The organism is Streptomyces sp. NPDC017202 (assembly GCF_044331705.1).
In the GTDB taxonomy this organism is placed as follows: Bacteria; Actinomycetota; Actinomycetes; order Streptomycetales; family Streptomycetaceae; genus Streptomyces.
In genome coordinates this window covers 725,553-750,168 of record NZ_JBIRNP010000001.1, presented here as the reverse complement: position 1 = coordinate 750,168, position 24,616 = coordinate 725,553, and the positions used below count along the sequence as shown (strand labels likewise).

21 protein-coding genes are annotated in these 24,616 nt (G+C 75.4%); 4 read left to right on the top strand and 17 right to left on the bottom strand.

Annotated elements, in window-relative coordinates:
* Positions 1-6: 6 nt before the first annotated feature.
* Together ACH4N1_RS03105 and ACH4N1_RS03100 are read left to right on the top strand one after the other, a co-directional pair.
* Positions 7-417 carry an acyl-CoA thioesterase gene (locus ACH4N1_RS03105; RefSeq protein ID WP_398094081.1) on the top strand — a complete coding sequence of 137 codons (411 nt, stop codon included), beginning with the start codon at positions 7-9 and terminating at the stop codon, positions 415-417.
* Positions 414-1,091 carry a hypothetical protein gene (locus ACH4N1_RS03100; protein WP_398094080.1) on the top strand — a complete coding sequence of 226 codons (678 nt, stop codon included), beginning with the start codon at positions 414-416 and terminating at the stop codon, positions 1,089-1,091. The genes ACH4N1_RS03105 and ACH4N1_RS03100 overlap by 4 nt, the downstream gene beginning before the upstream one ends.
* 51 nt (positions 1,092-1,142) lie before the next feature.
* Here the strand turns inward: ACH4N1_RS03100 and ACH4N1_RS03095 are convergent, their stop codons facing one another.
* On the bottom strand, positions 1,143-1,556 hold the full coding sequence (locus tag ACH4N1_RS03095) for a globin (RefSeq protein ID WP_382788858.1): 414 nt from the start codon (positions 1,554-1,556) through the stop codon (positions 1,143-1,145).
* A 128-nt stretch (positions 1,557-1,684) separates the two neighbouring features.
* Here ACH4N1_RS03095 and ACH4N1_RS03090 point away from each other — a divergent pair, with 128 nt between their 5' ends.
* Positions 1,685-2,695 carry a methyltransferase domain-containing protein gene (locus ACH4N1_RS03090; RefSeq protein ID WP_398094078.1) on the top strand — a complete coding sequence of 337 codons (1,011 nt, stop codon included), beginning with the start codon at positions 1,685-1,687 and terminating at the stop codon, positions 2,693-2,695.
* A 57-nt stretch (positions 2,696-2,752) separates the two neighbouring features.
* On the opposite strand, the gene ACH4N1_RS03085 is transcribed toward ACH4N1_RS03090, so the two are convergent.
* The 11 genes from ACH4N1_RS03085 to ACH4N1_RS03035 form a co-directional block, all read right to left on the bottom strand.
* Positions 2,753-4,486 (bottom strand): FHA domain-containing protein, encoded by a 1,734-nt coding sequence (locus ACH4N1_RS03085; protein WP_398094076.1) that lies wholly within the window; start codon positions 4,484-4,486, stop codon positions 2,753-2,755.
* A 47-nt stretch (positions 4,487-4,533) separates the two neighbouring features.
* Positions 4,534-5,889, bottom strand: coding sequence for a VWA domain-containing protein (locus ACH4N1_RS03080; protein ID WP_398094074.1), 1,356 nt, complete (start codon positions 5,887-5,889; stop codon positions 4,534-4,536).
* 144 nt (positions 5,890-6,033) lie between these two features.
* The gene (locus tag ACH4N1_RS03075; protein ID WP_398094072.1) at positions 6,034-7,389 is read right to left on the bottom strand and encodes a PP2C family serine/threonine-protein phosphatase; all 1,356 of its coding nucleotides are present in this window, start codon (positions 7,387-7,389) and stop codon (positions 6,034-6,036) included.
* Between the two features lie 3 nt (positions 7,390-7,392).
* On the bottom strand, positions 7,393-10,014 hold the full coding sequence (locus tag ACH4N1_RS03070) for a tetratricopeptide repeat protein (protein ID WP_398094070.1): 2,622 nt from the start codon (positions 10,012-10,014) through the stop codon (positions 7,393-7,395).
* A complete protein-coding gene (locus tag ACH4N1_RS03065; protein WP_398094069.1) occupies positions 10,011-11,342 on the bottom strand; it encodes a hypothetical protein in 1,332 nt (443 codons plus the stop codon). The genes ACH4N1_RS03070 and ACH4N1_RS03065 overlap by 4 nt, the downstream gene beginning before the upstream one ends.
* A gap of 60 nt (positions 11,343-11,402) precedes the next feature.
* Entirely contained in the window at positions 11,403-12,431 is a 1,029-nt protein-coding gene (locus ACH4N1_RS03060) for a glutamate ABC transporter substrate-binding protein (protein WP_398094068.1), read from the bottom strand.
* 14 nt (positions 12,432-12,445) lie between these two features.
* A complete protein-coding gene (locus ACH4N1_RS03055) occupies positions 12,446-13,801 on the bottom strand; it encodes a hypothetical protein (RefSeq protein WP_398094066.1) in 1,356 nt (451 codons plus the stop codon).
* A 244-nt stretch (positions 13,802-14,045) separates the two neighbouring features.
* Complete coding sequence (locus ACH4N1_RS03050; protein ID WP_398094064.1) at positions 14,046-15,017, bottom strand: N-acetylglucosamine kinase; 972 nt, start codon at positions 15,015-15,017, stop codon at positions 14,046-14,048.
* Entirely contained in the window at positions 15,008-16,273 is a 1,266-nt protein-coding gene (locus ACH4N1_RS03045; RefSeq protein WP_398094062.1) for a 6-phospho-beta-glucosidase, read from the bottom strand. Before ACH4N1_RS03045 ends, ACH4N1_RS03050 begins: the two co-directional genes overlap by 10 nt.
* A gap of 212 nt (positions 16,274-16,485) precedes the next feature.
* Positions 16,486-17,697 carry an ROK family protein gene (locus ACH4N1_RS03040; protein WP_398094060.1) on the bottom strand — a complete coding sequence of 404 codons (1,212 nt, stop codon included), beginning with the start codon at positions 17,695-17,697 and terminating at the stop codon, positions 16,486-16,488.
* A gap of 273 nt (positions 17,698-17,970) precedes the next feature.
* Complete coding sequence (locus tag ACH4N1_RS03035) at positions 17,971-19,077, bottom strand: mechanosensitive ion channel family protein (protein WP_398094396.1); 1,107 nt, start codon at positions 19,075-19,077, stop codon at positions 17,971-17,973.
* A gap of 315 nt (positions 19,078-19,392) precedes the next feature.
* Between ACH4N1_RS03035 and ACH4N1_RS03030 the strand changes: the two genes are divergently transcribed.
* Positions 19,393-19,929, top strand: coding sequence for an HNH endonuclease (locus ACH4N1_RS03030; RefSeq protein ID WP_067244152.1), 537 nt, complete (start codon positions 19,393-19,395; stop codon positions 19,927-19,929).
* Positions 19,930-20,000: 71 nt separating this feature from the next.
* Here ACH4N1_RS03030 and ACH4N1_RS03025 read toward each other — a convergent pair whose 3' ends face one another.
* From ACH4N1_RS03025 to ACH4N1_RS03005, 5 genes are all read right to left on the bottom strand, one after another.
* Positions 20,001-20,606, bottom strand: coding sequence for a hypothetical protein (locus ACH4N1_RS03025; protein ID WP_398094058.1), 606 nt, complete (start codon positions 20,604-20,606; stop codon positions 20,001-20,003).
* Positions 20,603-21,937, bottom strand: coding sequence for a hypothetical protein (locus ACH4N1_RS03020; RefSeq protein ID WP_398094057.1), 1,335 nt, complete (start codon positions 21,935-21,937; stop codon positions 20,603-20,605). The genes ACH4N1_RS03025 and ACH4N1_RS03020 overlap by 4 nt, the downstream gene beginning before the upstream one ends.
* Complete coding sequence (locus tag ACH4N1_RS03015) at positions 21,934-22,719, bottom strand: ABC transporter ATP-binding protein (RefSeq protein WP_398094055.1); 786 nt, start codon at positions 22,717-22,719, stop codon at positions 21,934-21,936. The genes ACH4N1_RS03020 and ACH4N1_RS03015 overlap by 4 nt, the downstream gene beginning before the upstream one ends.
* Positions 22,720-22,882: 163 nt before the next feature.
* Positions 22,883-23,962: a zf-HC2 domain-containing protein gene (locus ACH4N1_RS03010; protein WP_398094054.1), complete on the bottom strand. Its 1,080-nt coding sequence runs from the start codon at positions 23,960-23,962 to the stop codon at positions 22,883-22,885.
* On the bottom strand, positions 23,959-24,555 hold the full coding sequence (locus ACH4N1_RS03005) for an RNA polymerase sigma factor (RefSeq protein ID WP_398094052.1): 597 nt from the start codon (positions 24,553-24,555) through the stop codon (positions 23,959-23,961). Before ACH4N1_RS03005 ends, ACH4N1_RS03010 begins: the two co-directional genes overlap by 4 nt.
* Between the last annotated feature and the right edge of the window lie 61 nt (positions 24,556-24,616).

Genomic DNA, 24,616 nt, shown 5'->3' with positions numbered 1-24,616 from the left:
TCCTTCTTGCGGCACATCTACCGCTGCCCGCTGCGCTGGGCGGACATGGACGCGTACGGCCACGTCAACAACGTGGTGTTCCTCCGTTACCTGGAGGAAGCCCGCATCGACTTCCTGTTCCGCCCGGAGAAGGACTTCCAGCAGGGGTCCGTGGTGGCACGCCACGAGATCGACTACAAGCGGCAGCTCGTCCACCGGCACCGGCCCGTGGACATCGAGCTGTGGATCACGCAGATACGCGCCGCGTCCTTCACCATCGCCTACGAGGTGAAGGACGGCGACCAGGTCTACGTCAGCGCGTCGACGGTGATCGTGCCGTTCGACTTCGCGGCGCAGCGGCCTCGCCGGATCACCGACGAGGAGCGTGAGTTCCTCGAGGAGTACCGGGACGACGACAAGGAGGCCGTCGCCGCATGACGGTGCTCCACCTCGCCGACGAGGGGGAGGCGGCGGATCTCGCGGCCTTCCTCTCCCGGCTGCTCCACTACGACCGCGCGGCGGCGGTCCGGCTCCAGGCGGCCGGTACCGCGCTGGCCGTCTTCGGACGGCCGCCGTCCTTCGAGGTCCTCGCGGTCCGGGCGGTCCGGCTGGCGAAGCCGTACGAGAACGGCCTCGACGTCACGCTGGACGTGACCGTGTCCGCGGGGGAGCTGCTGGAGGGCCTCGACGAGACGGCGGCCACGGCCGCCGTGCCCGCCGAGGTGACCGGGCCGCCCTGGGCGGGCGTGCTGCCGCCCCGCGGCGGCTGGGAGCCGCTGGCGGGCCTTCCGGAGCCGGACGGGTTGCGCGCGATGGTCGGCGCGGCGGTCGCGGAGTTCCGCCGTCGTACCGAGGAGCTGCCGGCCGAGCGCCGTACGCGCGCCGAACTCGACCGGATCGGGCGGGAGATCTGGTCCCGGACGGTCGGGGACACCGGCCTGCCCGTGCGCGCGGTGCACGCGGCCCAGTCGCTGGGCTTCCTGCGGCCGGCCACCGCGGCCCGGGACACCGGGCTCTACTCCTCGGGGTCGTGGCTGCGGCTGCGGACGCCGTACGGCTCGATCGCGGTACGGCGGGCGGGGTTCGGCGGCCTGGGCCTCAGCGTGCGCTGAGCGGCCGTACGCCCCGGCCCCGGCCCCCGCACGCCGGCCCCCGTGCGCCGGTCAGTCCGCGGTGTTCACCATGGACGCCGCCGCGTACGTCAGGTAGTTCCACAGCGTCTGCTCGTGCTCCTCGGACAGCCCCAGCTCGTCCACCGCGTCCCGCATGTGCCTGAGCCAGGCGTCGTGCGCGGCCCGGTCCACGGTGAAGGGCGCGTGCCGCATCCGCAGCCGGGGGTGGCCGCGGTTCTCGCTGTACGTCGTGGGGCCGCCCCAGTACTGGATCAGGAACAGCGTGAGCCGCTCCTCGGCCGGGCCCAGGTCCTCCTCGGGGTACATGGGCCGCAGGAGCGGGTCCTCGGCCACTCCCTCGTAGAAACGGTGGACCAGTCGGCGGAAGGTGTCCTCCCCGCCGACCTGCTCGTAGAAGGTCTGCTCCTGAAGCGTGCCGCGCCGGATCTCTTTCACGTCCCCCATGGTCTCAGACCCGGGGAGCGGGTGGTCCAGGCCCGGGGCCTTCCGGCACGGGGCCCTTGCACACCGAGTCTCCGGGCCGGCGGGCGCGGGCACTCGCCCCGCGGGCTCCCGCGTCGCACAGTGGACGTATGGCAACGCGTGTGCTCGGCAAGGAGCTGGAGGAGCTCGCCGCCTCCGAGCGGGCGGCGTTGGTGCGGGAGATCGAGGCGAGCGGGGCCTTCGCCGCCGATCCGGCCTGGCGGGAGGCCTTCGCCGTCGTCCCCCGCCATCTCTTCGTGCCGTACTACTACGCCGGCGGCGCGGCCGGGTACGAGCGGCGCTGGGGGGAGAGTGCCGATCCACGGGCCCGCGAGCGGTGGGTGCGCGGCGCGTACGAGGACGTACCGCTGGCCACCCGGCTGCGGGACGGCGACCTGGTCTCCTCGAGCAGCCAGCCCTCGTTGATGGCCGAGATGCTGGCCGAGCTGCGGGTCCGGGAGGGGGACCGGGTGCTGGAGATCGGTGCCGGCACGGGATACAACGCGGCGCTGCTGTCGTACCGGCTCGGGGACGAGCGGGTCACCACCGTGGACCTCGATCCGGAGATCGCCGAGTCCGCCCGGCGGCACCTCGCCGAGGCCGGCTACCGGCCGACCGTCGTCACCGGCGACGGCGCCCGCGGGGTTCCCGAACGCGCGCCCTTCGACCGGATCGTCGCGACCTGCGAGCTGGCGTCGGTGCCACGGGCCTGGGTCGCCCAGTGCCGTCCCGGCGGCCGCATCCTGACCCCGCTGGCCACCGGGCTGCTCGCGCTGACGGTGGGAGGGACCGGGCAGGCCGAGGGGAACTTCCTGCACACCCCCGCCTACTTCGTCCCGCTGCGCGGCACCGAGCGGCCCGCGCCGGAGCCGGTCGCCCTCGGCGGGGTGCCGCCGAGGGTCAGGGAGGACGAGCTGTTCCGCTTCCTGCTGGCCCTCACCCGGGAGACCCTCGACCCCCAGGAGGCGTACGCGCTGTGGGAGCGCGAGGACAGGCCCGGACGGCACCGGTACGGCGTCACCGTGGGCGGCGGGCGGATGTGGGCGTGGCTGGACGACCCGGAGGGACCGTACGCCTGGCCCCTGCCGGGATCGTCGGGCCCCAGCCTCGTCGCGACCTGATCCTCTGGGGACCTGGCCCTCTCGGGGCCGGCCCCGAGAGGGCCAGGTCGCCGGGACTCAGCCCCGTCGGACCGTGATCGTGGTCCACGCGCCGACGTGGACGCGGTCGCCGTCCTGGAGGGGGACGGGCACGAAGGGCTGGATCGGCTCGTCGGAGCCGTTGACCGTCGTGCCGTTCGTCGAGTTCTGGTCGACGACGGCCCAGCCGCCGTCGGGCTGCTGCACCAGCACCGCGTGCTGGTGCGAGACCCCCGGGTCCTCCGGCGGCACCGACAGGTCGATGTCGGGGGTCTCACCGGTGGAGTGCCGGCGGCGGCCGATGGTGATCTGGTTGCCGTCGAGCGTGCGCTGCTGCTCGGGGGAGTAGGCGGGCAGGTTCAGGCCCGCGGCCTCCGGTCCCGAGCGGTGCATCATCGCCATGAAGTACTCGCGGTCCGGGCCTATCGTCGCCGTCCAGGTCTCCGGCTGCTGCGGGAAGGCCTGGGCGGGCGGGGCCTGGTGGCCGCCGGGCTGGGGGTAGCCGTAGCCGCCGCCCTGGTCGCCGCCGGGACCGGTGTGGGACGGCGGGGGGAGCACCCAGTCGTCGTCACCGCCGCCGAAGGCCGGGCCGGACGGCTGCTGCGTCCGGCCGGTCCCCTGCGGGTAACCGGCCGGGGCCTGCGAGCCGCCGGGCGGCTGGAAAGCCTGCGGGGCGCGTCCCCCGGGGCCACCAGGACCGCCGTGACCACCAGGACCGCCGTGACCCCCCGGGCCGCCGTGACCACCAGGACCGCTGTGACCCCCCGGGCCGCCGGGGCCACCAGGACCGCCGCGACCACCAGGGCCGCCGGGACCGCCCTGGCCGCCAGGACCGCCGGGCTGCGGCGAACCGCCGTAGCCGCCGCCCTGGCCGCCGGGCTCGCGTGCGAAGGGGTCGGAGGACGGGTTCGCGGGGCCGGGGCGGCGCCCGAAGGGGTCGCCGGGGGCACCCGACGGGTCACGCCCGTAGGCGCCCGCGGGCGATCCGCCGCCGGGGCCGTCGGCCGGGCCGCCCGGCGTGCCGCCAGGACCCTGCCCGTGTCCCTGCCCCGGTCCCTGCCCCTGGGGCCCGCCGGGCGGACCACCGAACGGCCGACCGCCGCCGGGGTTGCCGGGACCACCCGGTCCACCGGGACCGCCCTGGCCGCCCTGCTCGTGACCGAAGGGCCGGCCGCCCCCCTGGCCCGGAGGCCGCGAGGGGTCGCCGCCGAACGGCGGGCCCGGCGGGATCGGCTCGGCGGGACGGTTCACCTGGGACGGACGGGAGCTCTGGTAGTCGAACGCGTCGCTCCCGCCGAAGGACGGGGGCGGCGGCTGGAACCGCGCGTCCGGACCCGCTCCGGGACCGCCGGGCCCACCCGGTCCACCGGGACCGCCGGGTCTGCCGAGTCCGCCGGGACCCCCCGGTCCACCGGGCCCACCAGGCCCACTCGGGCCGGGTCCGCCGGGACCCGGTGTGCGCGGGGCGGCGGGCGTGTACGAGGTCGCCGTGTTGGTCAGGAAGTTCCACCGGCATTCCTCGCAGAACGGCGCGCCGCCCTCACGAGGAGTCCGGCACTGCGGGCACAGCTCCGGCTCGGCGTTCGGCACCGCGGACAGGTGCCGGTTGTCGGGACGGCCGCCGGCGCCCGGCGGGGGCGGCGGGAAGCCGTAGCCCCCGCCGGCCGGGGGCGGCGGGGGAGGGGGCGGAGGTACGGCACCGGCCATGCGGTGACCGCAGACCTCGCACCAGTCGTCGGAACCCGACTGGTGTCCGTTCGGGCAGGTCGGCATGTCGGCGCGTCCCCCTTTCCTTCGGTGTTCCTCTAGCGTCCGCTAGGTCACTTCTTTACACGAACAGTCTTCGTGGACCTGGTCTCGAGGGTCATCTCGTCTGCCTCCGCGACCTTCGCCTTCAATCGCACAGTACCTGTCGGCGCGTCGACCACGTCCACCACCTTCGCAAGCAGTTTCGCAGTATCCGCGTTCCCGGACGCGCTCGCGAGCTGAACGGCCCGGCCCAGTTTGGCCGTTGCTCCATCCATATCGCCCGCTTTGCGAAGATCCAGCCCCTGCTGGATGGCCTGGGCCAGTTCGGCCTGCCCGGTGTAGTGGGCGACCTGCGGGTTGATCGAGGTGGAGGCCGTCATGTCGTCGGTCCACACGGCCCGTACGAGGCCCTGCGCGCCCAGGTTCCGCACCGTGTCCCCGGGTTCCGGGATCACCAGGGAGACGCGCGCGGCCAGCATCTCCTGGCCGATGCCGGCCGCCGGGACCTCGACGCACACGTGGTAGTCGCGCGACTCGTCGCCCCAGGAACCGGTGGGGTAGTCGCCGGAACGCGGGCCCGACTCGGTGCGCCTGCCGGTCAGTTCCGCGACCGTCGGCGCGACCTGCTTGACGAACCGGACGGCCGCGCCGGCCGGGGTCCACAGCCGCAGGGCGACGTCCGCGACCTCCTTGCCCATGGCCGTCTCCATCATCCGCGTGAAGTCGGCGGCCAGCCCGGCCGGGTCGGCGACGATGTCGGCGGTACCGAGCAGGGCGGAGGCGACCGCTGTGACTTCTTTCACTTCCCAGTCGGTGCCCACACCGCGCGCGTCACAGGTGAAGCGGCCCGCGCAGGAGTCCAGCGCGGCCTTGAGGTCCTCGGACGACTCGTGTTCGTTGCGACCGTCGGTGAGCAGGATGCCGTGCCGGATGGCGACGTCGGCGGTGGACAGCAGCCGGTCGGCCAGCCGCAGCCAGGTGCCGATGGCCGTGCCGCCGCCCGCGCTGAGCCGGCGCAGCGCCTGCTTGGCCTGCTCGCGGGTGGCGGGGTCGGCCACCGCGAGGCGTCCGCCGCCCGGATAGACCTCCGTGGCCACGTGCGTGCCGCCGATCACCGAGAAGTGCACGCCGTCGCGGAGCGTGTCGACGGCGGCGGCGGTCGCGTCGCGCGCGTTGCGCATCTTGGTCGGCGGGTAGTCCATCGAACCCGAGCAGTCCACCATGATCACCACGGCGGCCGACGGGCCCGCGCCCGGCGCGTACAGGTGTGGTGCCGTGACCCCGGTGCCGACGCTGCCGACGGTGCCGCCGCCGGTGGCGGTCACCGTCACGATCGCGTTGACCTCGCGGCCGCCCTCCGGCAGGTAGGCGTTCTGGTAGACGTCCACCGCGAACCGCGGCACGTTCGACTTCGAGAAATTGGCCATGCTTTTTCCCTCCCCCTCGGAAACTCCCACGGCGCGCGGGGCGACGACGCGGGCGGACCGGTCCCCTCCGGTCCGCCACCGCCTCCCCGTGCACCCGTCGGCCCGCGCCCGCGGGCCCGGCCGGCGCTCTGTCCGTGCGTGGCCTCAGACCGATCCTGCCCCCTGCGCGGGAGCGGGGAACGGCACGACGGCCACTGTTACGTTGTCGTGGCCCCCGCCGTCCAGGGCGTGGCCGACGAGCACCCGGGCGGCGTGCAGCGGGCGGGCGGCGGCGTCCGCGGGGAGCGCCTCGGCCATCTCCCCCGCCCCTTCGGCGTAGTTCCACAGGCCGTCGGTGCACACGATCACCACGCCCGGCCGGTCGGGCTTGAACGCGGCGGTGTGCGGCTCCAGTTCGTAGGCGTCGGCGCCGAGCCAGCCGGTGATCGCGTGGGCGCGCTCGTCGGCGTAGGCCTCGGCCTCGTTCATCAGACCCGCGGAGACCATCTGGGCGGCCCAGGAGTCGTCCTCGGTGAGCCGGGCGGGCGGTGCGCCGCGGTCCTCCGGGACCCAGTAGACGCGGCTGTCGCCGACCCAGCCGACGACCAGCAGGCCCGCGGTGACGACCGCGCCGACGAGGGTGCAGGCGGGCGCGTTCTGGTGCGGGGCGTGCTCGCGGGCCGTGGCCGGCTCCTCGGCGAGCGCGTCGACCGCGTGTGAGGCGGCCACGATCGCCTCGTGCATGGCCTGTTGCGGGTGCGTGCCCTGCGGCAGGGCCGCCAGCAGGGTCCGTCCGGCGGCCTGTGCCGCGGCGTGCGAGGCGTCGTCGGGGCGGGTCGCGGAGGAGACGCCGTCGCAGACGATCGCCACCAGCGCGGGGCCGCCGTCGGGCAGCGTCGTGCTGCCGACGGTGAAGGAGTCCTCGTTGCGGTGGTGGCGCAGGCCGCGGTCGCTGACGGCGGCGACCGGGCCCGACTCCTGCTCCATGTGGTCGCGTTCACGCGGCTGGGCGTGCCCGCAGTTCTCGCAGTACCCGTCGTCGTCCACCCGGCCCGCCCGGCAGGCCACGCACACCTTGGCGACGGCCAGCCGCGGGTCGGGCGCCTGGAGGGGGTATTCCTCCGGCTCGGAGGGCCGGTCGAACCGGACTCCGGGGGCGGGGACCGCGGGGTCGGGAGCCGCGGCGGCGGTCGGCGCCACCGGCCCGCCCGCCGGCACACGAGCCGCCGCGACGGGCGCGGCGACGGGTGCGGGCGGGGCGGCCGGCGGCTGCGGGACCGCCGACGGCGGCGCACCGGCCGGGAGCGGCGGCGCACCGGCCGTACCCGGCGGCGGACCGTCGGCGCCCCGCGCGGCCGGCACCTCCGCCGCGCTCATGGTGAGCGTCGGGGTGTCCTGCGGCCGTGCCGGCACGGCGGACAGGTCGTACCCGCACGCACCGCAGAAACGGTCACCCGCGTCGATCGGCTCCGCGCAGCTCGGGCACGTGGGCAGGGAGGCCTGCCCGGGGATCTGGGACATCAACTACACCCACGTCCGGGGGCGGTAACGATTGGCACGTTCCACCAGGTCGATCCTCTCCTCAGCGCCGGTCGCCAGCCGGGCCAGCATGCGGTACGAGCGCTCCAGTCCGAAGCGCAGCCCCCGCTCGTCCAGGTCGCTGCCGAGCAGCGCCCCCCGGTCGCCGGGGCCGGTGCTGCCCCGGCCACCGGAGAGTATCCAGTCCAGCGCGCAGCCGAGGACTTCGGTGGACAGCTGCTCCCGGCGCGTCGGATCCAGTCCGTAGGCGTCCAGGGCCTCGACCTGCGCCGCGGCGGCGGCGAGGTCCTCCTGGAAGGGGACGTCGGCGGCGGCCGCCGTCCGCTGCCGCAGCCGGGCGCGGACGGCCGCGACGCGGGCGGCGGTGTAGTGGATGGAGGACTCCGGCACCGACTCCAGCGTCCGTACGGCGCTTCGGCGGTCGCCCGCCGCGAGCTGGACGCGTGCCAGGCCGAACGCGGCGCTCACGAAGCTCGGGTCGGTCGACCACACGAGGCGGTAGTACTCGGCGGCGTTGTCCAGCTGGCCCAGCACCTCCGCGCACAGGCCGAGCGCCAGCTTCGGTGCCGGCTCGCCGGGGAAGGCGTCGTAGATCGCGTCGAAGGCGAGCGCGGCGCCCGCCCGGTCGCCGGTGACCAGCGAGGCCACGCCCCGGTACCAGACGACCCGCCAGTCGTCGGGCCGTTCGCCCTCCAGGTCGGCCAGCGACCTCAGGGCGGCCTCGAAGTCGCCGTTCTCCAGCCGGGCGCGGATCTCCCGCAGCCGGCTCTCCACGGACGGGGCCGGCGCGGCCGCGAGGGCGGTGATCAGCTCGGCGGGCGCGGAGGCCAGCAGACCGGTGAGGAAACCGGCGTTGGGGTCGGAGGGGTCGACGTGCGGGACCGGCAGGGCGAGTCCGGCGGCGGGCGCGGGGACGGGCCTGACCAGCCCCGTCGCGGCACCGCCGTCCCCGGCAGGGGCGGTACCGGCAGGCCCGGCCCCGGACGGGGCGGTGCCGGGCAGGCGGGGCGAGGGCACGAGCCCGGCCGCGCCGGTCCCGCCCGCCGGCGCGCCGCCCGGGCCGGCCGCCCGGCCCGGGCCCCGCCGTGACGCGACGGCCCGGGACCCCAGCCGTGACACCTCCGCGTCCAGCTTCGGGAACAACTCCGCGTCCGTGACCCGTACTTCGGGGCCGAACAGGGTGGACAGCGCGGGCCGGGCCCGCCCCGACTGGAGCGAGACGACCTCGCGCAGCACACCGGTCAGCTGCTCGGCCATCTCCTGGGCGGAGGAGAACCGGCGGGCCGGGTCGGGGTCGGTGGCGCGGACCAGGAACCGGTAGAAGGACTCGTACCGGTGGAAGACCTCGATGGAGTCGGGGTCGGGCAGGGAGTCCACGAAGGCCGTGGTGTAGCCCTGGAAGTCGAAGGTGAGCACCGCCAGGGTGCGGCCGACCGTGTAGAGGTCGCTCGCCACCGACGGGCCGGCCTCCGCCACCTCCGGGGCCTGGTAGCCGACCGTGCCGTAGATGGCCGACTCGTCGTCGTCCGTCCTGCGCACGGCGCCCATGTCGATGAGCTTGAGCTGGTCCTCGGTCTGGATGGCGTTGTCGACCTTGAAGTCGCAGTACAGCAGGTTGCGGCTGTGCAGGTGGCCGAGGGCTTCCAGGGCCTCGATGCCGAAGGCGCAGGCCTGCTCCACCGGCAGCGGGTCGCGCCTGCCGTCCGGGGTGCGGCGGGCGTTGGCGATCTCCTTGAGGGACTTGCCGCCGACGTACTCCATGACGATGTAGCCGTCCAGCGATCCGGTCCGCTGGTCGAGGTGTTCGACGAAGTTGTAGATCCGCACGATGTTGGCGTGCTCGATCTCGGCGAGGAAGCGCCGCTCGGAGATCGCCGCCGCCATCGCGTCCTGGTCGCCGGTGTCCAGCAGGCCCTTGAGGACCACCCAGCGGTCGGAGACCGCCCGGTCGACGGCGAGGTAGACCCAGCCGAGGCCGCCGTGCGCCAGACAGCCCGCCACCTCGTACTGGCCGTGCACGACGTCTCCGGCCCCCAGCTTGGGGACGAAGGAGTACGGGTGGCCGCACTTGGTGCAGAAGCCCTCCGTGCGGCCCTCGCGCGCACCGCGCGCCCGGCCCACCGGCGCGCCGCAGTCGGCGCGCGAGCAGAACCGCTTGCGCTCGGGCACCTCCGGGTTGTCGAGGACCATCGCGCGCGGGTCGGGGCGCGGCACCTGCGGCACCGCGACCAGTCCCGCCCCGAGGCGGGCCCGCCCGGACGAACCGGCTGTGGAACCGGAGCCGCGCACCGATACCGAGCGGCCGCCGGCCGCGCCCGACAGCGACCGCGAGAGCCGTCCGGACACCGAGCGGCGCGACTTCGACGACTGCGAGGAGGTGCGCGCACTGCGCGCGCTGGGGCGTGAACCGCCACTGCCCGTCGAGCCCCTGCCGCTGCGGGTCACGCCGGTCGGGGGTGAACCGACCAGGCCCGTCCCGGCGGGGGGACCCCCGGACGCGACGACGGGAGCCAGACCGCAGGCGTCGCAGTACAGCTCGCCCCCGCCCACGTCCTCGTACGAGCCCTCGCAGCCCGGTCGCTGGCACGTCTGCCCTGCCTGACTCATGACCTCTGCTCCCCCCTGTGGTCCTCGGGGCCGCCCTGCTCGGGCACGCGCGGCGCGGCCAGCAGTTCGGCGGCCGCCTGCTGGTAGCGCAGGACCGCCTGTTCGGCGACGCGCAGATCGCAGGGCGCGCTCCACAGCATCCGCCGGGCCGCGTCGTAGCGCTCGATGAGGAACGGGTCCTCGGCGAGCCCGTGCCGGGCGACCTTCGCCTTGTACGCGTCGAGCCGGCCGCGCAGTTCCGCGCGGACCGCGAGCGGCGCGGTGACCGCGGTCAACGACTCGCGGGCACGCAGCAGTTCGTCCTCCGCCTTGCGCTCCAGGGACTCCAGGAGCGGGGACAGGCGGTGCCACTGGGCGTGCCGGCGGTACTCGGCCGCCGTCGCCAACTGCTCCTGGAGCGCGGTCGGCGGGCCGCTGACGACCGGTACCTCGGTGGCGGCGATCTTCGCGAGCACCTCGCCGCGCGCGGTGCGCGCCTCGGCGAGGGTCCGGTCCGCGCGGCTGAGCACGTCCCGCAGCCGCACCAGCCGCTGCTCGGCGTCCTGGCGGACCGTCAGTACGGCGTCGATCTCCCGGCGCACGTCCTCCAGGGCGCGCGCCTCGCGGTCGTACACCGTGGTGTCGGGGCGGCCGCCGCCCGGCGCCGAACTGCCCTGCGCGGGAACCCAGAACGCCAGCGGGTCGGAGATCACCCGCTCGCGCAGCGAGGTCAGGGTGCGGGTGATGCGCTCCAGGTCGTCGCCCGCCGGATGCTCACCGGGGCGCACGCCCACGGAGTGCGCGAGCTGCCGGGTGCGCTGGAGTTCCGCGGCCAGGAGGTCTATCCGGGCGGGCAGCGCGGACCACACCGCGTCGGCGGTGACGACCAGGTCCAGCGAGGACGCGTACAGCTCGTTCATCCGGTCGACGAGGCCGGCCAGCGAGAAGCTCTCGCTGAGCCTGCCGGTGCCGGTCAGGGTCGGCGCGTTCGCCGTGGCGGCGGCCGGGCCGGCGACCGTGACGGACTCGCCGCGCAGCAGCTCCGTCAGCTCCACCAGGTCCTCACGGCTGGACCAGCGGCGCCGCGAGCGGATGTCCCGCGCGGAGCGCAACGCGTCGGTGTACGCGTCGAAGTACGTCCACAGCAGCGTGATCGACGCCTCCGCGGACGCCCAGCGCTCCTCGGTGACGCCGGTCAGCGCGGCGCCTTCGAGGAGTCTGCGGCCCGCGTGGTCCTGGAGGGCAAGGAGCGAGGTCTCGATCGCCTCGTGCTCCGCGCCGAGCCGCGCCAGCGCACGGTCGACCTCGTCCCGGTCCATCACCGGCCCGGGGGGTCCCGTGACGCCCATCGATCACCTCTCGTCGCTGTGTCCGTCTCCTGCTCGGTCCGCCGTCCGCCGTCCGTCCCGTCAACTCGTGCGCAGATACTGCGGCGCGGGCGGCATCGACGTCGACGAATCGGTACCCAGTGTCGCCGACAGCCAGTCGGCGTACGACCGCTGCCAGCCGTCCGCCCGGTACGCCACCAGGATCTGGTTGACGCGGCGCACCAGGTCGTCCGCGTCCTTGTTCATCGCCACGCCGTAGTACTCGGTCGTGAACGCGGCGCCCTTGAGTTCCACCGTCGGGTCCTGCGCGGCCTGGCTCGCCGCCAGGGCCCCGTCGGTGACGACGGCGTCGACCTCGCCGAGCTGCAGCCGCACCAGGCAGTCCAGTTGGTTGGGGACGGTGGTGGAGACGTCGGCGGTCGCGGGCAGCTTCCCGGCCTTCACGTCGTCGGTCAGCCGGGTGTTGGCGGTCGAACCGGCCGCCGTGCAGATCCGCTTCTTCGCCAGCGTGCCGTTGTAGCCCGTGACGGCCGACACCTTGGGGGCGAGCACCTGCTGGCCCGTCCTGAAGTACGGCGCGGAGAACGCGACGTCCTCGATCCGGTCGCAGGTGATCGTCATGGTGCGGACCACCATGTCGACCCGGCCCTCCTGGATGGCCGGGATGCGCTGGTTGGTCGGTATCGCCTTGAACTGGACGGCGTCGCGGTCGCCCAGGACGTCCTCGGCGATCCGCCGCACCAGGTCGATGTCGAAGCCCTCCAGCGCGGCGCCCGCGGTGTTGGGGTCGCGGTAGCCCCAGCGGTAGCTGTTCTGGTCGACACCGACGACCAGCTTGCGCTTCTCGCCCGTACGGGCCTTGATCGCGGCGATCGTCGGACCGTCCGCGGCCGACGGCGCCAGCGTCTGCTTCTCGGGCGCCCGGCACGTCGAGTCCGCCGCCGGGCTGCCCTCGGCGACGCCGGGGCCGCCGGTGCCGGTGCTGCCGTCGCCCCTCGACTGGGTCCAGGGCAGCAGCAGCACGAACGCCAGGGCGAGGACGCAGACGACCGCCATCGCGCCCACCCCGCCCCAGCCCCGCAGACCGGCCCGTATCCGTCGAGCACGCATCGTCACGCCCCCTCTCACCGGTACTCCGACAGCCTGCGGCCGATGCCGAGCACCGCGCCGGCCGCCGCCAGGACGGCGAGGCCGGCCGCGCCCAGCGGCATCCCGCCCATCGCGTCCAGGCCGTCACCGGCCGCCTGCCTGAACTCGTGCTGCTCGTGGTCGAGCGCGGTCGCCAGGCTGGCGTCGACGCCGTCGAAGCACGCGCCGGTCGCGCCCTTCGCGCCGATCACCAGGGCCAGTGCCTGCTCGTAGTTGCCGTTGTCGTCCTGGGCGCGGGCGGCGGCGTGGCGCTTCTTCCACTCCGCCATGTTGCCCTCCGCCGTCGCGACCGGCTTCTCGCCGGCCCGGTCGTCGGCGAGCTTCGCCGCCGCCGCGAGGCCCTTGCCGAGGGCGGCCATCTCCTCGGTGAAGTCGTGGTCGTAGGCGTCGACCGTCGTGTCGCCGGCCTTCACGGTCTCGGCGCCGCGGGCCACCAGGGTGAGGTTCTCGTTGCCGCGCGCCTTCAGCGAGGCGATACGGGCGTCGTGCAGGACGTCGAGGGAGCGCACGCCGTGGTCGTAGGAGTCGTTCAGCCCCGCGCGGGCCACGCTGTGACCGACGACCAGCCACAGCAGCACGGCGGCGGAGGCCGCGGACGCCGCGACCAGACCGTGGTTCAGCACCCGGTTCGTACGGCGGTAGTTGCGGTGCTGCGCCCAGGCGAGGGCGGCCAGCGCGAGGACGCCGAGGGCGATCGCCGCCCACGGGTACGGCTTCGCCGCCGCGTAGTCGTCCTGGAGGCGCTGGTTCTCCTTCTGGTAGAGGTCCTCGGCGGCCGGGAGCATCTCGTCCTGCATCTTCTGGTTGGCGTAGCGCAGGTACGCGCCGCCCACCGGGAAGCCCTGCCGGTTGTAGGTGCGGGCGCGTTCGACGAGGCCCTTGTACTCCGGGAGCAGGGTGTTGAGCTTCGTGATCGCCGCGGTGGAGGGGGAACCGGCGTCGGAGTTGTTCGCCGCGGTGACGAGCTTCGCGGCGGCCGTGTCGATGTCGTCCTCGTAGCGCTCGCGCGACTCGGCGGTCTCCTGGCCGCCCGCCAGGAAGCCGCTGGACGCGGCCGTGTTGGCGTCGGCGAGCGAACGGTAGATGTCCGCCGCGGCCGAACTGAGCGGCTGGCTCTTGTGCAGCACGTCGTCGGCGGCGGCCGCGCGGTCGCTCGTCTGCCAGGCGGTGACGGCGCCGAAGGCGACGACGAGGAGGGCGAGGACGGCGCCGATGACACGGAGCCTGCCCGGCTCGGTGGTCGCGGCGGAGCGCAACCGGTCGACACCCTCGGCGAATGCCGTCCGGCGGCCGGGCGGTGCCGCCGTGCCGGTTGTCGGCGCGTTTGCCACGTTTCCTGACCTCCCCCATGGTCAACTGTCCGCGCCAGTATCGCCGCTCGGCGCGGTGCGGTGCACCGGGCGCCGCCGGATCCTGACCGGATCGCGGCTCACCCCTGCCCGTGAACACGTCCTGGGTGTGTGTTCGGTTCCGGGGCCGGGCGGGGCGGGACCGTGGGCGGGTGCGGGTGCGGGTCGTTCGTGGCCGGCCGCGCGGTTCCCCGTCCCCCGGGCGGAGCCGCAGCAGTCGCCACCGTCAGTCCTCGAAGTGGGCGCGGAGCCTCGCCTGTGCGGCGAGGTCCGCTTCCAGACGGTCCAGGCCCAGCAGCGCGGCGCCCAGTACCGGGCGCTGCCGTACCACTCTCGGGACCGCCTTCGGCGCTCTGGCGGCCAGCAGTGCGCCGATGCCGTCGTCGAGCCGGCGGTGGCCCGCCGTGAGGACTCCGCCGCCCAGGAGCACCGGGGTCTCCTCCGTCAGGAGGTCCAGGCGGGCCAGGGCGACCGCGGCCATACCGACGACCTCCGCCGCCAGGCGGTCGACGATCGCGCGGGCCACCGCGTCACCGCCGGAGGCCGTCGCGAACAGGACCGGGGTCAGCTCGTGGCGGCGGGATACCGGGACGCGCTCCAGGTGGAGCGACTCGACGAGGGCGTACGTCGTGGGGAGGCCGAAGTGGGCCGGGAGGGTGTGGGCCAGGGCGGTGGCGGGACCCCGGCCGTCCTCGGCCCGGGCCGCGTGCCACACGGCCTCCTCCGCGAGGGCCCACCCGCCGCCCCAGTCACCGGAGATCCGGCCGAGCGCCGGGAAGCGGGCGGTGCGGCCGTCGGGGCGCAGACCGACGCAGTTGATGCCGGCGCCGCAGACGACGGCCACACCCCGCGGCTCGGCGACGCCCGCCCGCAGGATCGCGAAGGTGTCGTTGCGGACCTCGACGGTTCCGCCCCAGGCCCGCTCGTGCAGCGCCGCCGCCAACCGCTCCTCCTCGACGGGCAGGTCGGCGCCTGCGAGGCAGGCCGAGACGTGGGCCACCGAGGTGACGCCCGCCGCGGCGTACGCGCGCGTCACGGTGTCCGCGAGGGCGTCCACGGCGGGACCCATCCCCACCGCGGACGGCCGGAAGCCGCCGCCGCGGGCCGTGGCGAGCACCTCCCCGTCGGCCGCCACGACCGCCACGTCGGTCTTGCTGTTGCCCGCGTCGACGGCGAGGACACGTGCGGTCAGGCCCACGCGAGGTACTCCCGGTTGTGTGCGAGGAGTGCCTCGGTCAGCGTCTCGGCGTACGCGTACTGGCCGATCAGGGGATGGGCGAGGAGGGCCCGGAGGACGCGGTCGCGGCCGCCGCGCAGCGCCGCGTCCAGGGCGAGGTCCTCGTAGGCGGTGACGCTCGCCGTCAGGCCCGCGTACAGCGGGTCCACCGGCGTCACCGGCAGCGGGGAGGCACCCTCGGGGCCGACCGCGGCCTGGACCTCGATCACCGCGTCGTCGGGCAGGAAGGGCAGCGTGCCGTCGTTGCGGGTGTTCACCACCTGGTGGGTGCTGCCGGAGCCGGTGAGCAGCGCGGCCGCCAGGTCCACGGCCGCCTCGGAGTAGTGGGCGCCGCCCCGTCTCGCGAGCAGCGCCGGTTTCTCCTCCAGCGCCGGATCGCCGTACATCTCCAGCAACTCGCGCTCCATGGCCGCCACTTCGGCGGCCCGCGAGGGCTTGGTGCGCAGTTCGCGCACGACCTCGTCGTGGGCGTAGTAGTAGCGCAGGTAGTACGACGGGACCACGCCGAGCCGGTCCAGCAGGGGGCGCGGCAGACGCAGGTCGGCGGCGATCGCGTCGCCGTGGCCGGTCAGCAGTGCGGGCAGGACGTCCTCGCCCCCGGGGCCGCCGAGGCGCACCCCCGTCTCCCAGGTGAGGTGGTTGAGGCCCACGTGGTCGAGGTGGACCTCGGACGCGGCGACCCCCAGCAGGCCGGCGAACCTGCGCTGGAGGCCGATGGCCACGTTGCACAGCCCGACCGCCCGGTGCCCGGCCCGCAGCAGGGCGCGGGTGACGATGCCGACCGGGTTGGTGAAGTCGATGATCCAGGCGCGCGGGTTGGCGCGGCGGACCCGCTCGGCGATGTCGAGGACCACGGGGACCGTGCGCAGCGCCTTGGCCAGGCCGCCGGCGCCGGTCGTCTCCTGGCCGACGCAGCCGCACTCCAGGGGCCAGGTCTCGTCCTGTGCGCGGGCGGCCTGTCCGCCGACGCGGAGCTGGAGCAGGACCGCGTCGGCGCCGTCGACGCCCGCGTCCAGGTCGGCGGTGGTGACGATGCGGCCGGGATGGCCCTGCCGGGCGAAGATGCGCCGGGCGAGCCCGCCGACCGGCTCCAGCCGCTCGGCCGCCGGGTCGACGAGGACCAGTTCCTCGATCGGCAGGATGCCCCGCAGGCGGGCGAAGCCGTCGATCAGTTCGGGCGTGTAGGTCGAGCCTCCGCCGACCACGGTGAGTTTCATACTCGGCTAACCCTTCGCTCCGGTCGGGGTGACGCCCTCGACGGACGCGGCGGTCGGGGCGGTCGGGGCGGTCGGGGCGGTCGGGGCGAAAGCCACTTCCCGGGGCGCTTTCCGGGCCGCTTCGGGGCTGCGTGCGGGCATGACGGGCCTCCTGGGGACGGGTGCGGCGACGAGGATGGCGAGGGCGGCGAGGAGAGTGGGTACGGGGTCGGTCAGCGCGAGGTGTCGAACACCTCGTCGCGGGTGGCCGCCAGCGCGCTCTCCAGCGCGCCGCGCAGCACCGGCCGTTCGGTGACCTCGCCGACGACGAGCTTCGGCCGGGACGCGGCCAGTTCCTCCAGCTCGGCCTGGACGAGGCCGCGCAGCGCCTCGCCGCCGGCGGTCAGACAGGCGCCGCTGAGGACGACGAGTTCGGGGTCGAGGACGGAGACGAGGGAGGCGAGACCGGTCGCGAGCCGGGTCGCGTAGACGCCCAGCAGTTCGCGCAGCGGGCCGTCGTCCTCGGCGGCGGCCCGTGCGACGAGGGCGGCGGCGGTCTCGGCGTACGGGCCCGGGGGAATGCCGGTGACGCCCAGCCCGCGGGCCAGCTCCGGCAGGGCCTGGGAACCGGCGAGTTCCTGGTAGCCGCCGCTGTTGGCCCTGGTGACCTGCCGGACCAGGGGTGCGCCCGGCACGGGCAGGAAGCCGACCTCGCCCGCGCCGCCGGTCCAGCCGCGGTGCAGCCGGCCGCCGAGGACGAGGGCGGCGCCGAGGCCCCCCTCGTTCCACAGCAGCACGAAGTCCTCGTGCCCGCGGGCCGCGCCGAGCCGCTGTTCGGCCACGGCCACCAGGTTGACGTCGTTCTCGTACTCCACCGGCATCGGCAGGGCCGCCGCGAGCTCGTCGAGCAGCGTGGGCGAGTGCCAGCCCGGCAGGTGGGAGGCGTAGCGCAGCCGGCCGGTGGTGGGGTCGAAGGCGCCCGGCGTGGCGACGACCAGCCGCCGCACGTCGTCCCGGGCGAGCCCGGCGGCCTTCACCGCCCCGTCGAGCGCCTCGGTGACCTGCCCTACGACGGCCCCCACGCCCCTTCTGCCCGGCGTCGGCACCTCGTGCGTGCCCACCGTGCGGCCGGTGAGGTCGGCGACGGCGGCCAGGACGCGCTCGGGGGTGACGTCGAGGCCGGCGGCGTGCCCGGCGGCCGGGTTCACCTCGTACAGCTGGGCGCCCGGTCCCGGCCGTCCCCGCGTGGTGCCGGTGGCCAGGACCAGCCCCGCCGCCTCCAGACGGGCCAGGAGCTGGGAGGCGGTCGGCTTGGACAGGCCGGTGAGCTTGCCGATCCGGGTGCGGGACAGCGGGCCGTGGGCCAGCAGCAGGTCCAGGGCGGCGCGGTCGTTCATGGCGCGCAGGACGCGCGGCGTGCCCGGCGTTCCGGCGGTCCCTGCCACGGGGTCTGCACCTGCCTCTCTCGGCCGCCCGGCTTTTCAGTGATCCCGGAGGGAAGTCCGTCGAGGGTCCGCCGAAGGCCCGGCGCCCCTCGCACCGATCACTGTTAGGAAAGTTTCCTGTTCGATGCAGGGAAGGTAAGCCCGGCGTCCGGAAGGCGTCAAGGGGCGGGCGGTGGCACGGAAACACGAGGAAGAAGAAGGGAGCGCCGCGCCCGGGCCGGGACGCCGGAACGCCCGCCCCCCGACGGGGACGGGCGTTCCGTGGGCCGTGCGCTACTTCGGCGCTCCCGGCGGCGCCAGGGGCGTCAGCGGGGAGGCGGCCGCCGCCTGCGGCGAGCCCGGGTTGGAGTACGCCGACGGGGCGGCGACGGCGGCCGTCGGGTCGTTGTCCGGGTCCTGCTCCGGCGGGACCGTGGCACCGCCGACGATACGGATGTCCGCCGCGTCGAACGCGCGCTTGATGCGCCAGCGCAGCTCGCGCTCGACGGTCAGGGACTTGCCGGGCATCGTCTTCGCGGAGACGCGGACCACCATCGAGTCGATCAGGACGCTGTCCAGGCCGAGCACCTCGATCGGGCTCCACAGGAGCTCGTTCCAGGGCTCCTCCTTGTTCATCTTCTCGGCGACCTCGACGAGGGTGGCCCGGACGCGGTCCAGGTCCTCGGACGCCTTGACCGTGACGTCCACCCCGGCCGTCGCCCAGCCCTGCGAGAGGTTGCCGATCCGCTTGACCTCGCCGTTGCGGACGTACCAGATCTCACCGCTGTCGCCGCGCAGTTTGGTCACGCGCAGCCCGACCTCGATGACCTCGCCGGAGGCGACGCCCGCGTCGATCTTGTCGCCGACGCCGTACTGGTCCTCGAGGATCATGAACACGCCGGACAGGAAGTCCGTCACCAGGTTGCGGGCGCCGAAACCGATGGCCACACCCGCGACACCGGCGGAGGCCAGCAGCGGGGCCAGGTTGATCTCGAAGGCGCCGAGGACCATCAGGGCGGCGGTGCCGAGGATGAGGAAGCTCGCCACCGACCGCAGCACCGAGCCGATCGCCTGCGACCGCTGCCGGCGCCGCTCGACGTTGACCAGCAGACCGCCCAGCGCCGTGCCGTCGGCCGCCTGCACCGTGCGGTTCATCCGGTCGATGAACTTGGTGATGGCCCGCCGCACCACCATGCGCAGCACCGCGGCGATCACCAGGATCAGCAGGACCCGCAGGCCGATCGCGAGCCAGGTCGACCAGTTCTCCTCGACCCAGCTGGCGGCGTTCGTCGCGCTCTCCTGGGCGTCCTGGAGACTTGGGACGGTCACGGCGGTCGGCGACTCCGACGGGGTCGGCGACGGCGACGAACCGGCGGCCCTCAGGACGGCGGACAAGGACACGGCAGGTACCTCCAGGTGCGGCACTGCTCCCTCCGGCGCGGCGGTCAAGGTGGTCCAGGTCACGAAAAGGTCACCGCAGGGGCAGGGGCACCACACTAACGGGGCATTGTGTGTGCTTCGGCGGGATGTCCGGAGGAGGGACCGTGTCCGCCCGCGCTTGAACAGGTCGGGGTGCGGGGGATGTATCCAGGTGTGGTCGAAAACACTCCCAGCCCGTTACCGGGACATGGTGGCGCGTCCACCAGGCAAGAGGGGAGACTGACCTCAGATCGTCCCGGCGCGAGCCACGCGCCGCCGACGCCCAAGGAGGCATCCGTGCCGCATGTCCTGGTCCTGAACGCGTCGTACGAGCCGCTCGGCGTCGTACCGCTCCGCCGCGCGCTCGTCCTCGTCCTGGAGAACAAGGCTGTCTCCCTGGAGGAGTCCGGCGCCTTTCTGCACAGCGCGACCGTCACCGTCCCCGCACCCAGCGTGGTCCGGCTCAAGCGATTCGTCCGGGTTCCCTACCGGGGGCCCGTTCCGCTCACCCGACGGGCGCTCTTCGCCCGCGACGGGGGCCGGTGCATGTACTGCGGTGGCGTCGCGACCAGCGTCGACCACGTCATCCCGCGCAGCCGCGGGGGCAAGCACGTCTGGGACAACGTCGTGGCGTCCTGCCGGCGCTGCAACCACGTCAAGGCCGACCGCCATCTCGTCGAGATCGGCTGGCGGCTGCGGCACAAACCCGCCCCGCCCACCGGTCTGGCCTGGCGCATCATCGGGACCGGCCACCGGGATCCGCGCTGGCTGCCGTACCTGCAACCGTACGGCGCGGACGACGCCCTGGCCCGGATCGACGGCATCTCCGCCTGACCGATCCGGGCTTTTGCATGCCCCGTGGCACCGATGCGCCACGGGGCCCTGCGGGCCGGGCTCCGCGCCGGTCAGCGCGGTGCGGCCGCCGGGCGGGCGCCGCGCGCCGCGAACAGGGCCGTGCCCAGTACGAACGCCGTGCCGGCCGCCGCCCACGACCACGGCCGGTCGCCCGGCTGCACCGGCCAGGCCCACACCGTGACCGCCCGGCCGGCCACGCCGGCCGACGCCGGGATCACCGCGCCGACGTGGCCGAGGACCGGCAGCCAGCTCAGGCGGGCGCCCAGCACGGCCGCCGCGGCGGCCGTGACGCCGGTGCAGCCCAGCAGGTTGCGGAGCAGGGGAGCGGGGCCGAGGGCCGGACCGGCGTCGAGGACGGTGAGCGCCAGCAGCGCGCCCGCGAGCGCGGCCGGGCCGAGCAGATGGGCCAGCCGGCGGGGCCACCACGGGCGTACCGCCGTCCGGTCCAGCTCGTCGAAGGGGGTGGAAAGGCTCACGCCGATCACCGCGGCGGCCAGCGCCGGGACCACGGCGACCAGGACCCGCACCCGAGCCGGATCGGGGGCGGCGGCGCCCGTCCGCAGCGCCGCCCACCCGGCGAGGGCGACCGTCCCGGCGAGCACGGCCGGGGCCCAGGACAGGCCGCGGGAACGGGCGTACAGCAGGGCTCCGGTCACAGCGCGGGCACCTCGTCCGGATCGCAGTCGCCCGCCGTGGCGAAGTACTCCGTCAGCCAGGCGCGGCGCTCGTCCGCGGCCATCGACGCGAGGCGCGCACGGGCGGCCCGTCGCTCGCGCAGTCCGGCGCGGGCGGCCTCGTCGCCGTGGGCGTCCAGCGCGTCGAAGTGCTCCCGCGCGGGCTTCGGCGCGAGGAGGTTCTCCACGGCGTCGTCCGCGCGGCTCACCCGCGGGTCCGACGGCCCCTCGCAGTCGCCACGGTCCTGGAGCGCCGCCACGGCCTCCCACGCGTACTGCTCCGGATCGGTCAGTTCGCCCCGTACGAAGGACCGGCCCATCGGCGTCAGCAGGGGCAGCTCCGCCTCCCCGGGGCGGGGCGCCCCCGGCCGGTCCTCGAACCGGACCGGCAGGTTCCGTACGCCTTCCAGTCGGCCGGTGACACCCGAGAGAGCGGTCCTGACCTGCGGCAACAGGTCCTTGTAGCGGGCGTTCACACAGATCTGCGGCGTGGTCGAGGTGTCGCAGACCTGGCGGTCGCCGACCGGATCGGTGTGCCACAGCCCGGCACCGCCCTGTACCAGCAGCGCGCCCGCCGCCGTCGCCGCCGCGAGCGGCAGCAGGGCCGTCCACCGGCGCCGCGCCGCGTACGCCAGGACGGCGGCCGCCGCGAGGCCGGCCGCCCACACCGCCGCGGCCACGGGCTGCCACACCACCGGAACCAGGTCCTCCGGGACGGGGAGCGCCGGGTTCAGCCGACGGCCGGCGCCGGTGCCCGCCCGCGACGCCAGACCCAGTGCGACGTACCCGCCCACCGCCAGCAGCGGCGCAGCCGGCCGCAGCGGGACCAGCCGCCCCACCACCTGGCCGGCCACCGCGGCGGCCGCCACCGCCACCGCGTCCGCCGGCAGCAACTCCAGACCCGGCCCGTCCCCCCGGGCGTACGGCCAGGTCGCCAGCAGTGCCCCGGCCGCCGCCGTCACGTACCCGGCCGTCGTCCACCCGGCCACCGGCAGCGCCGACGCGAGGAACCGCGCCAGCGGCCCGCGCGCGGCCGTCCCCCACAACTCCTGCGTACGGTGCCGGCGCTCCCGTCCGCCCTGCCGGCAGCCCGCCGCCGCTGCCAGCGGCAGGACCACCAGCAGGACGCCGTGCAGTGCGGCGCGGGTCTCCGCCCAGCCGCCCTGCCAGCGGTCCGCCACCGCGGCCGGCAGCCCGGCGGCCGTCACGAGGACCGCCAGTCCCGCCCAGGGGGCGAACCCGCGCAGCGTCTCGCCGCGCAACGGGTGCACGCGGACCGCCGCGCGCCCCGGCGCCGTGACCGTGCGGCTCATCGCGCCGCCCCTTCCCGGGACGCGGGGCGGGCGCGGTGGGCCCGCAGCGCCGCCGTGTAGCCGCGCTCGATCGGGTTGTCGCCGACTCCGCCGCCGGTGCCGTCCTCGCCCAGCGCGCTCAGTGACCCGGGGGTGCCGCGGTAGGCGACCCGGCCCGCGTCGAGCAGGGTGACCTCCGTGCAGGCGGCGGCCACGTCCTCCACCAGGTGCGTCGAGACGATCACCGTGGCGGAGGCTCCCAGCCCGCGCAGCAGCGCCCGGAACTCCACCCGCTGCTCGGGGTCCAGGCCCGCGGTGGGCTCGTCCAGGAGCAGCACGTCGGGATCGTTGACGAGGGCCTGCGCGATGCCGAGCCGGCGGACCATGCCACCGGACAGCGTCCGCACCTTCGTGTCGATGCGGTCGCCGAGGCCGACCCGTTCGACGGCCCTCTCGACGGCGGCCGGGGTGTCGGCGACGGGCAACTCCTTCAGCCAGGCCACGTACGCGACGAACTCGCGGACCGTGAAACCCGGGTAGTACCCGAACTCCTGCGGGAGGTAGCCCAGCCGACGGCGGACCGGGCCGCGCCGCCCGGCCTCGCCGAGGTCCTCGCCGAGGATCTCCACCCGTCCCTCGGCGGGCGGCGCGACCGTGGCCAGCACCCGGATCAGGGAGGTCTTCCCGGCGCCGTTCGGCCCGAGCAGGCCGTGCACCCCCCGGTCCAGGGCGAGGTCCACCCCGTCGAGGGCGACGGTTCGGCGGTGCCGGACACGCAGCCCGGTCACTTCTATCGTGCTCAAGGGGTCTCCATCGGGCGGACGGGCAGAGGTGTGCCGGTCGGTGAGTGGGGGTGGGTGGGTGTCTGGCGGTGGGGGTGGGGGGAGGAGGAGGCCGGCCGGCGGGTGGGGACGTGCCGGGGTGGCCGGTCCGTGACGAGATGGCCGGTCCGTGAGTGGACGGGCGTCAGGGCGTCCGGTCGTAGACGGAACGCCGGGCGGCCAGCGCGGCGGCGGAGAGCACCGCCGCGGCCGCCCACGCGCCCTGGGCGAGCGGGCCGTCGAGGACGACGGTGAGCTGTTCGGCCAGCCGCGTCAGCCGGGCCGACGGGGCGCCGGACGGCGAGGCCAGCGCCGGTGCGAGCACCGCGCACAGCCAGCCCCCGCCGGTCACCGCCGCGCCGGGCCGGGGACCGACGTACCCGGCCAGGGCCAGCGAGGCCAGCGTCAGCGCGAGCCCCGGCAGCAGCCAGGCCGCCGCGCCCGGCGCACCCGGGCCGGGCAGCAGCAGCCCGGCCAGCGTCAGCACCGGCAGGCAGACCAGCAGTACGGCGGCCGTCCGGGTCAGCAGCAGCCGCAGCCCGCCGCCGGGCGAGGCCGCGGCGATCTCGTGCACCGGGTCGGCGTGCGGCCCGTACGACAGGGCCACCCCGAGGACCGGCACGACCGGTGCGAGGGCCAGCAGCAACGGCCGCGCCCCGGTCACCCCGGCCCCGTACGCCAACGCGACCGCCCCCAGCGCCACGACCACCACGGCGACGGACCAGGCCCCCCGCACGGCGGGGCCCGCAGCCCACAGGACGCGGGCGAGGCGGGGGACGCGGACCGGCGCGGGTCCGGCGCCCGCCGCCCGGCGGGAGGAGCGGCCGGTGCGGCGCGCGGCGAAGCCGCCGTCGGTGCGCGACGACCAGAGGCGGGCGCGGGGGGAGGGGGCGGCGGGGGCGGGCCGTGCGGGAGCGGGCGGCGGTGACGCGGCCCCGCTCGCCGGTGCCGGTGCCGGTGCTGCGGGTGCGGGTGCGGGTGCCGGTGCGGGCGCCACTGCCACTGCCGGTGCGGGGTTCGAGGCCTCTCGAAGCAACGCCCCCCGTACCTGCTCCAGAACGGCTCCCGCGGCGCCCTCCCGTACCGCGCGGGACACGCGGGTCGCGCAGGCCGTGCAGTGCTCCAGATGTCTCTCCAGGGACCAGGCGTCGGACTCCGGGAGGGTGCCGTCGGCGTAGCGGGCGGCCAGGGCGTCGGTCGCGTGCCGTCGGGTGGGGTTGTTCATGCCGGGCCTCCCGCCGGAGTCGGGTGCAACTGGGCTAGCGCCGCGCGCAGTTCGGCACGGGCGCGCATGGCGCGGGTCTTGACGGTGCCCTCGGGGATGCCGAGCAGCCGGGCGGCCTCGCGGGTGGTGAGCCCGTCGACGACGGTGGCGCGCAGCACCTCCCGCAGCTCGGGCGGGATCCGGTCGAGGGCGGTGCCGACGTCGCCGAACTCCAGCCCCGCCAGCACCCGCTCCTCCGCGGACGGCAGGGCCGCCGCCGGTGCCCGCTCCACCCGCTCGGTGTCCATCGGCGCCGTCTCGATCCGCGCGGAGCGCTCCTGTGCCCGCCGCGCGTCGACCAGCCGCCGGGCGGCGATGGTCCACAGCCAGCCGCCGGCCTCCCCGCCGCCGTGTCCGGCCGCCGACCGCCACACGGTCACGAACGTGTCCTGCACCACCTCCCGCACCACCTCGGGATCGGCGCAGCGCCGGGTGAGCCGCGCGTGCAGCCAGCCGGCGTGCCGGTCGTACAGGGTGGCCAGGGCCTGGGCGTCCCCGTCGGCGACGGACCGCAGCAGCGCGGCGTCCGTGCCGACCTCACCGTGGCCCCTCATGGGGCGGAACAGTCTCACACCCTGTCTGTCGGCCGGCCCGGCGCCGACGGTTCACGCCGGA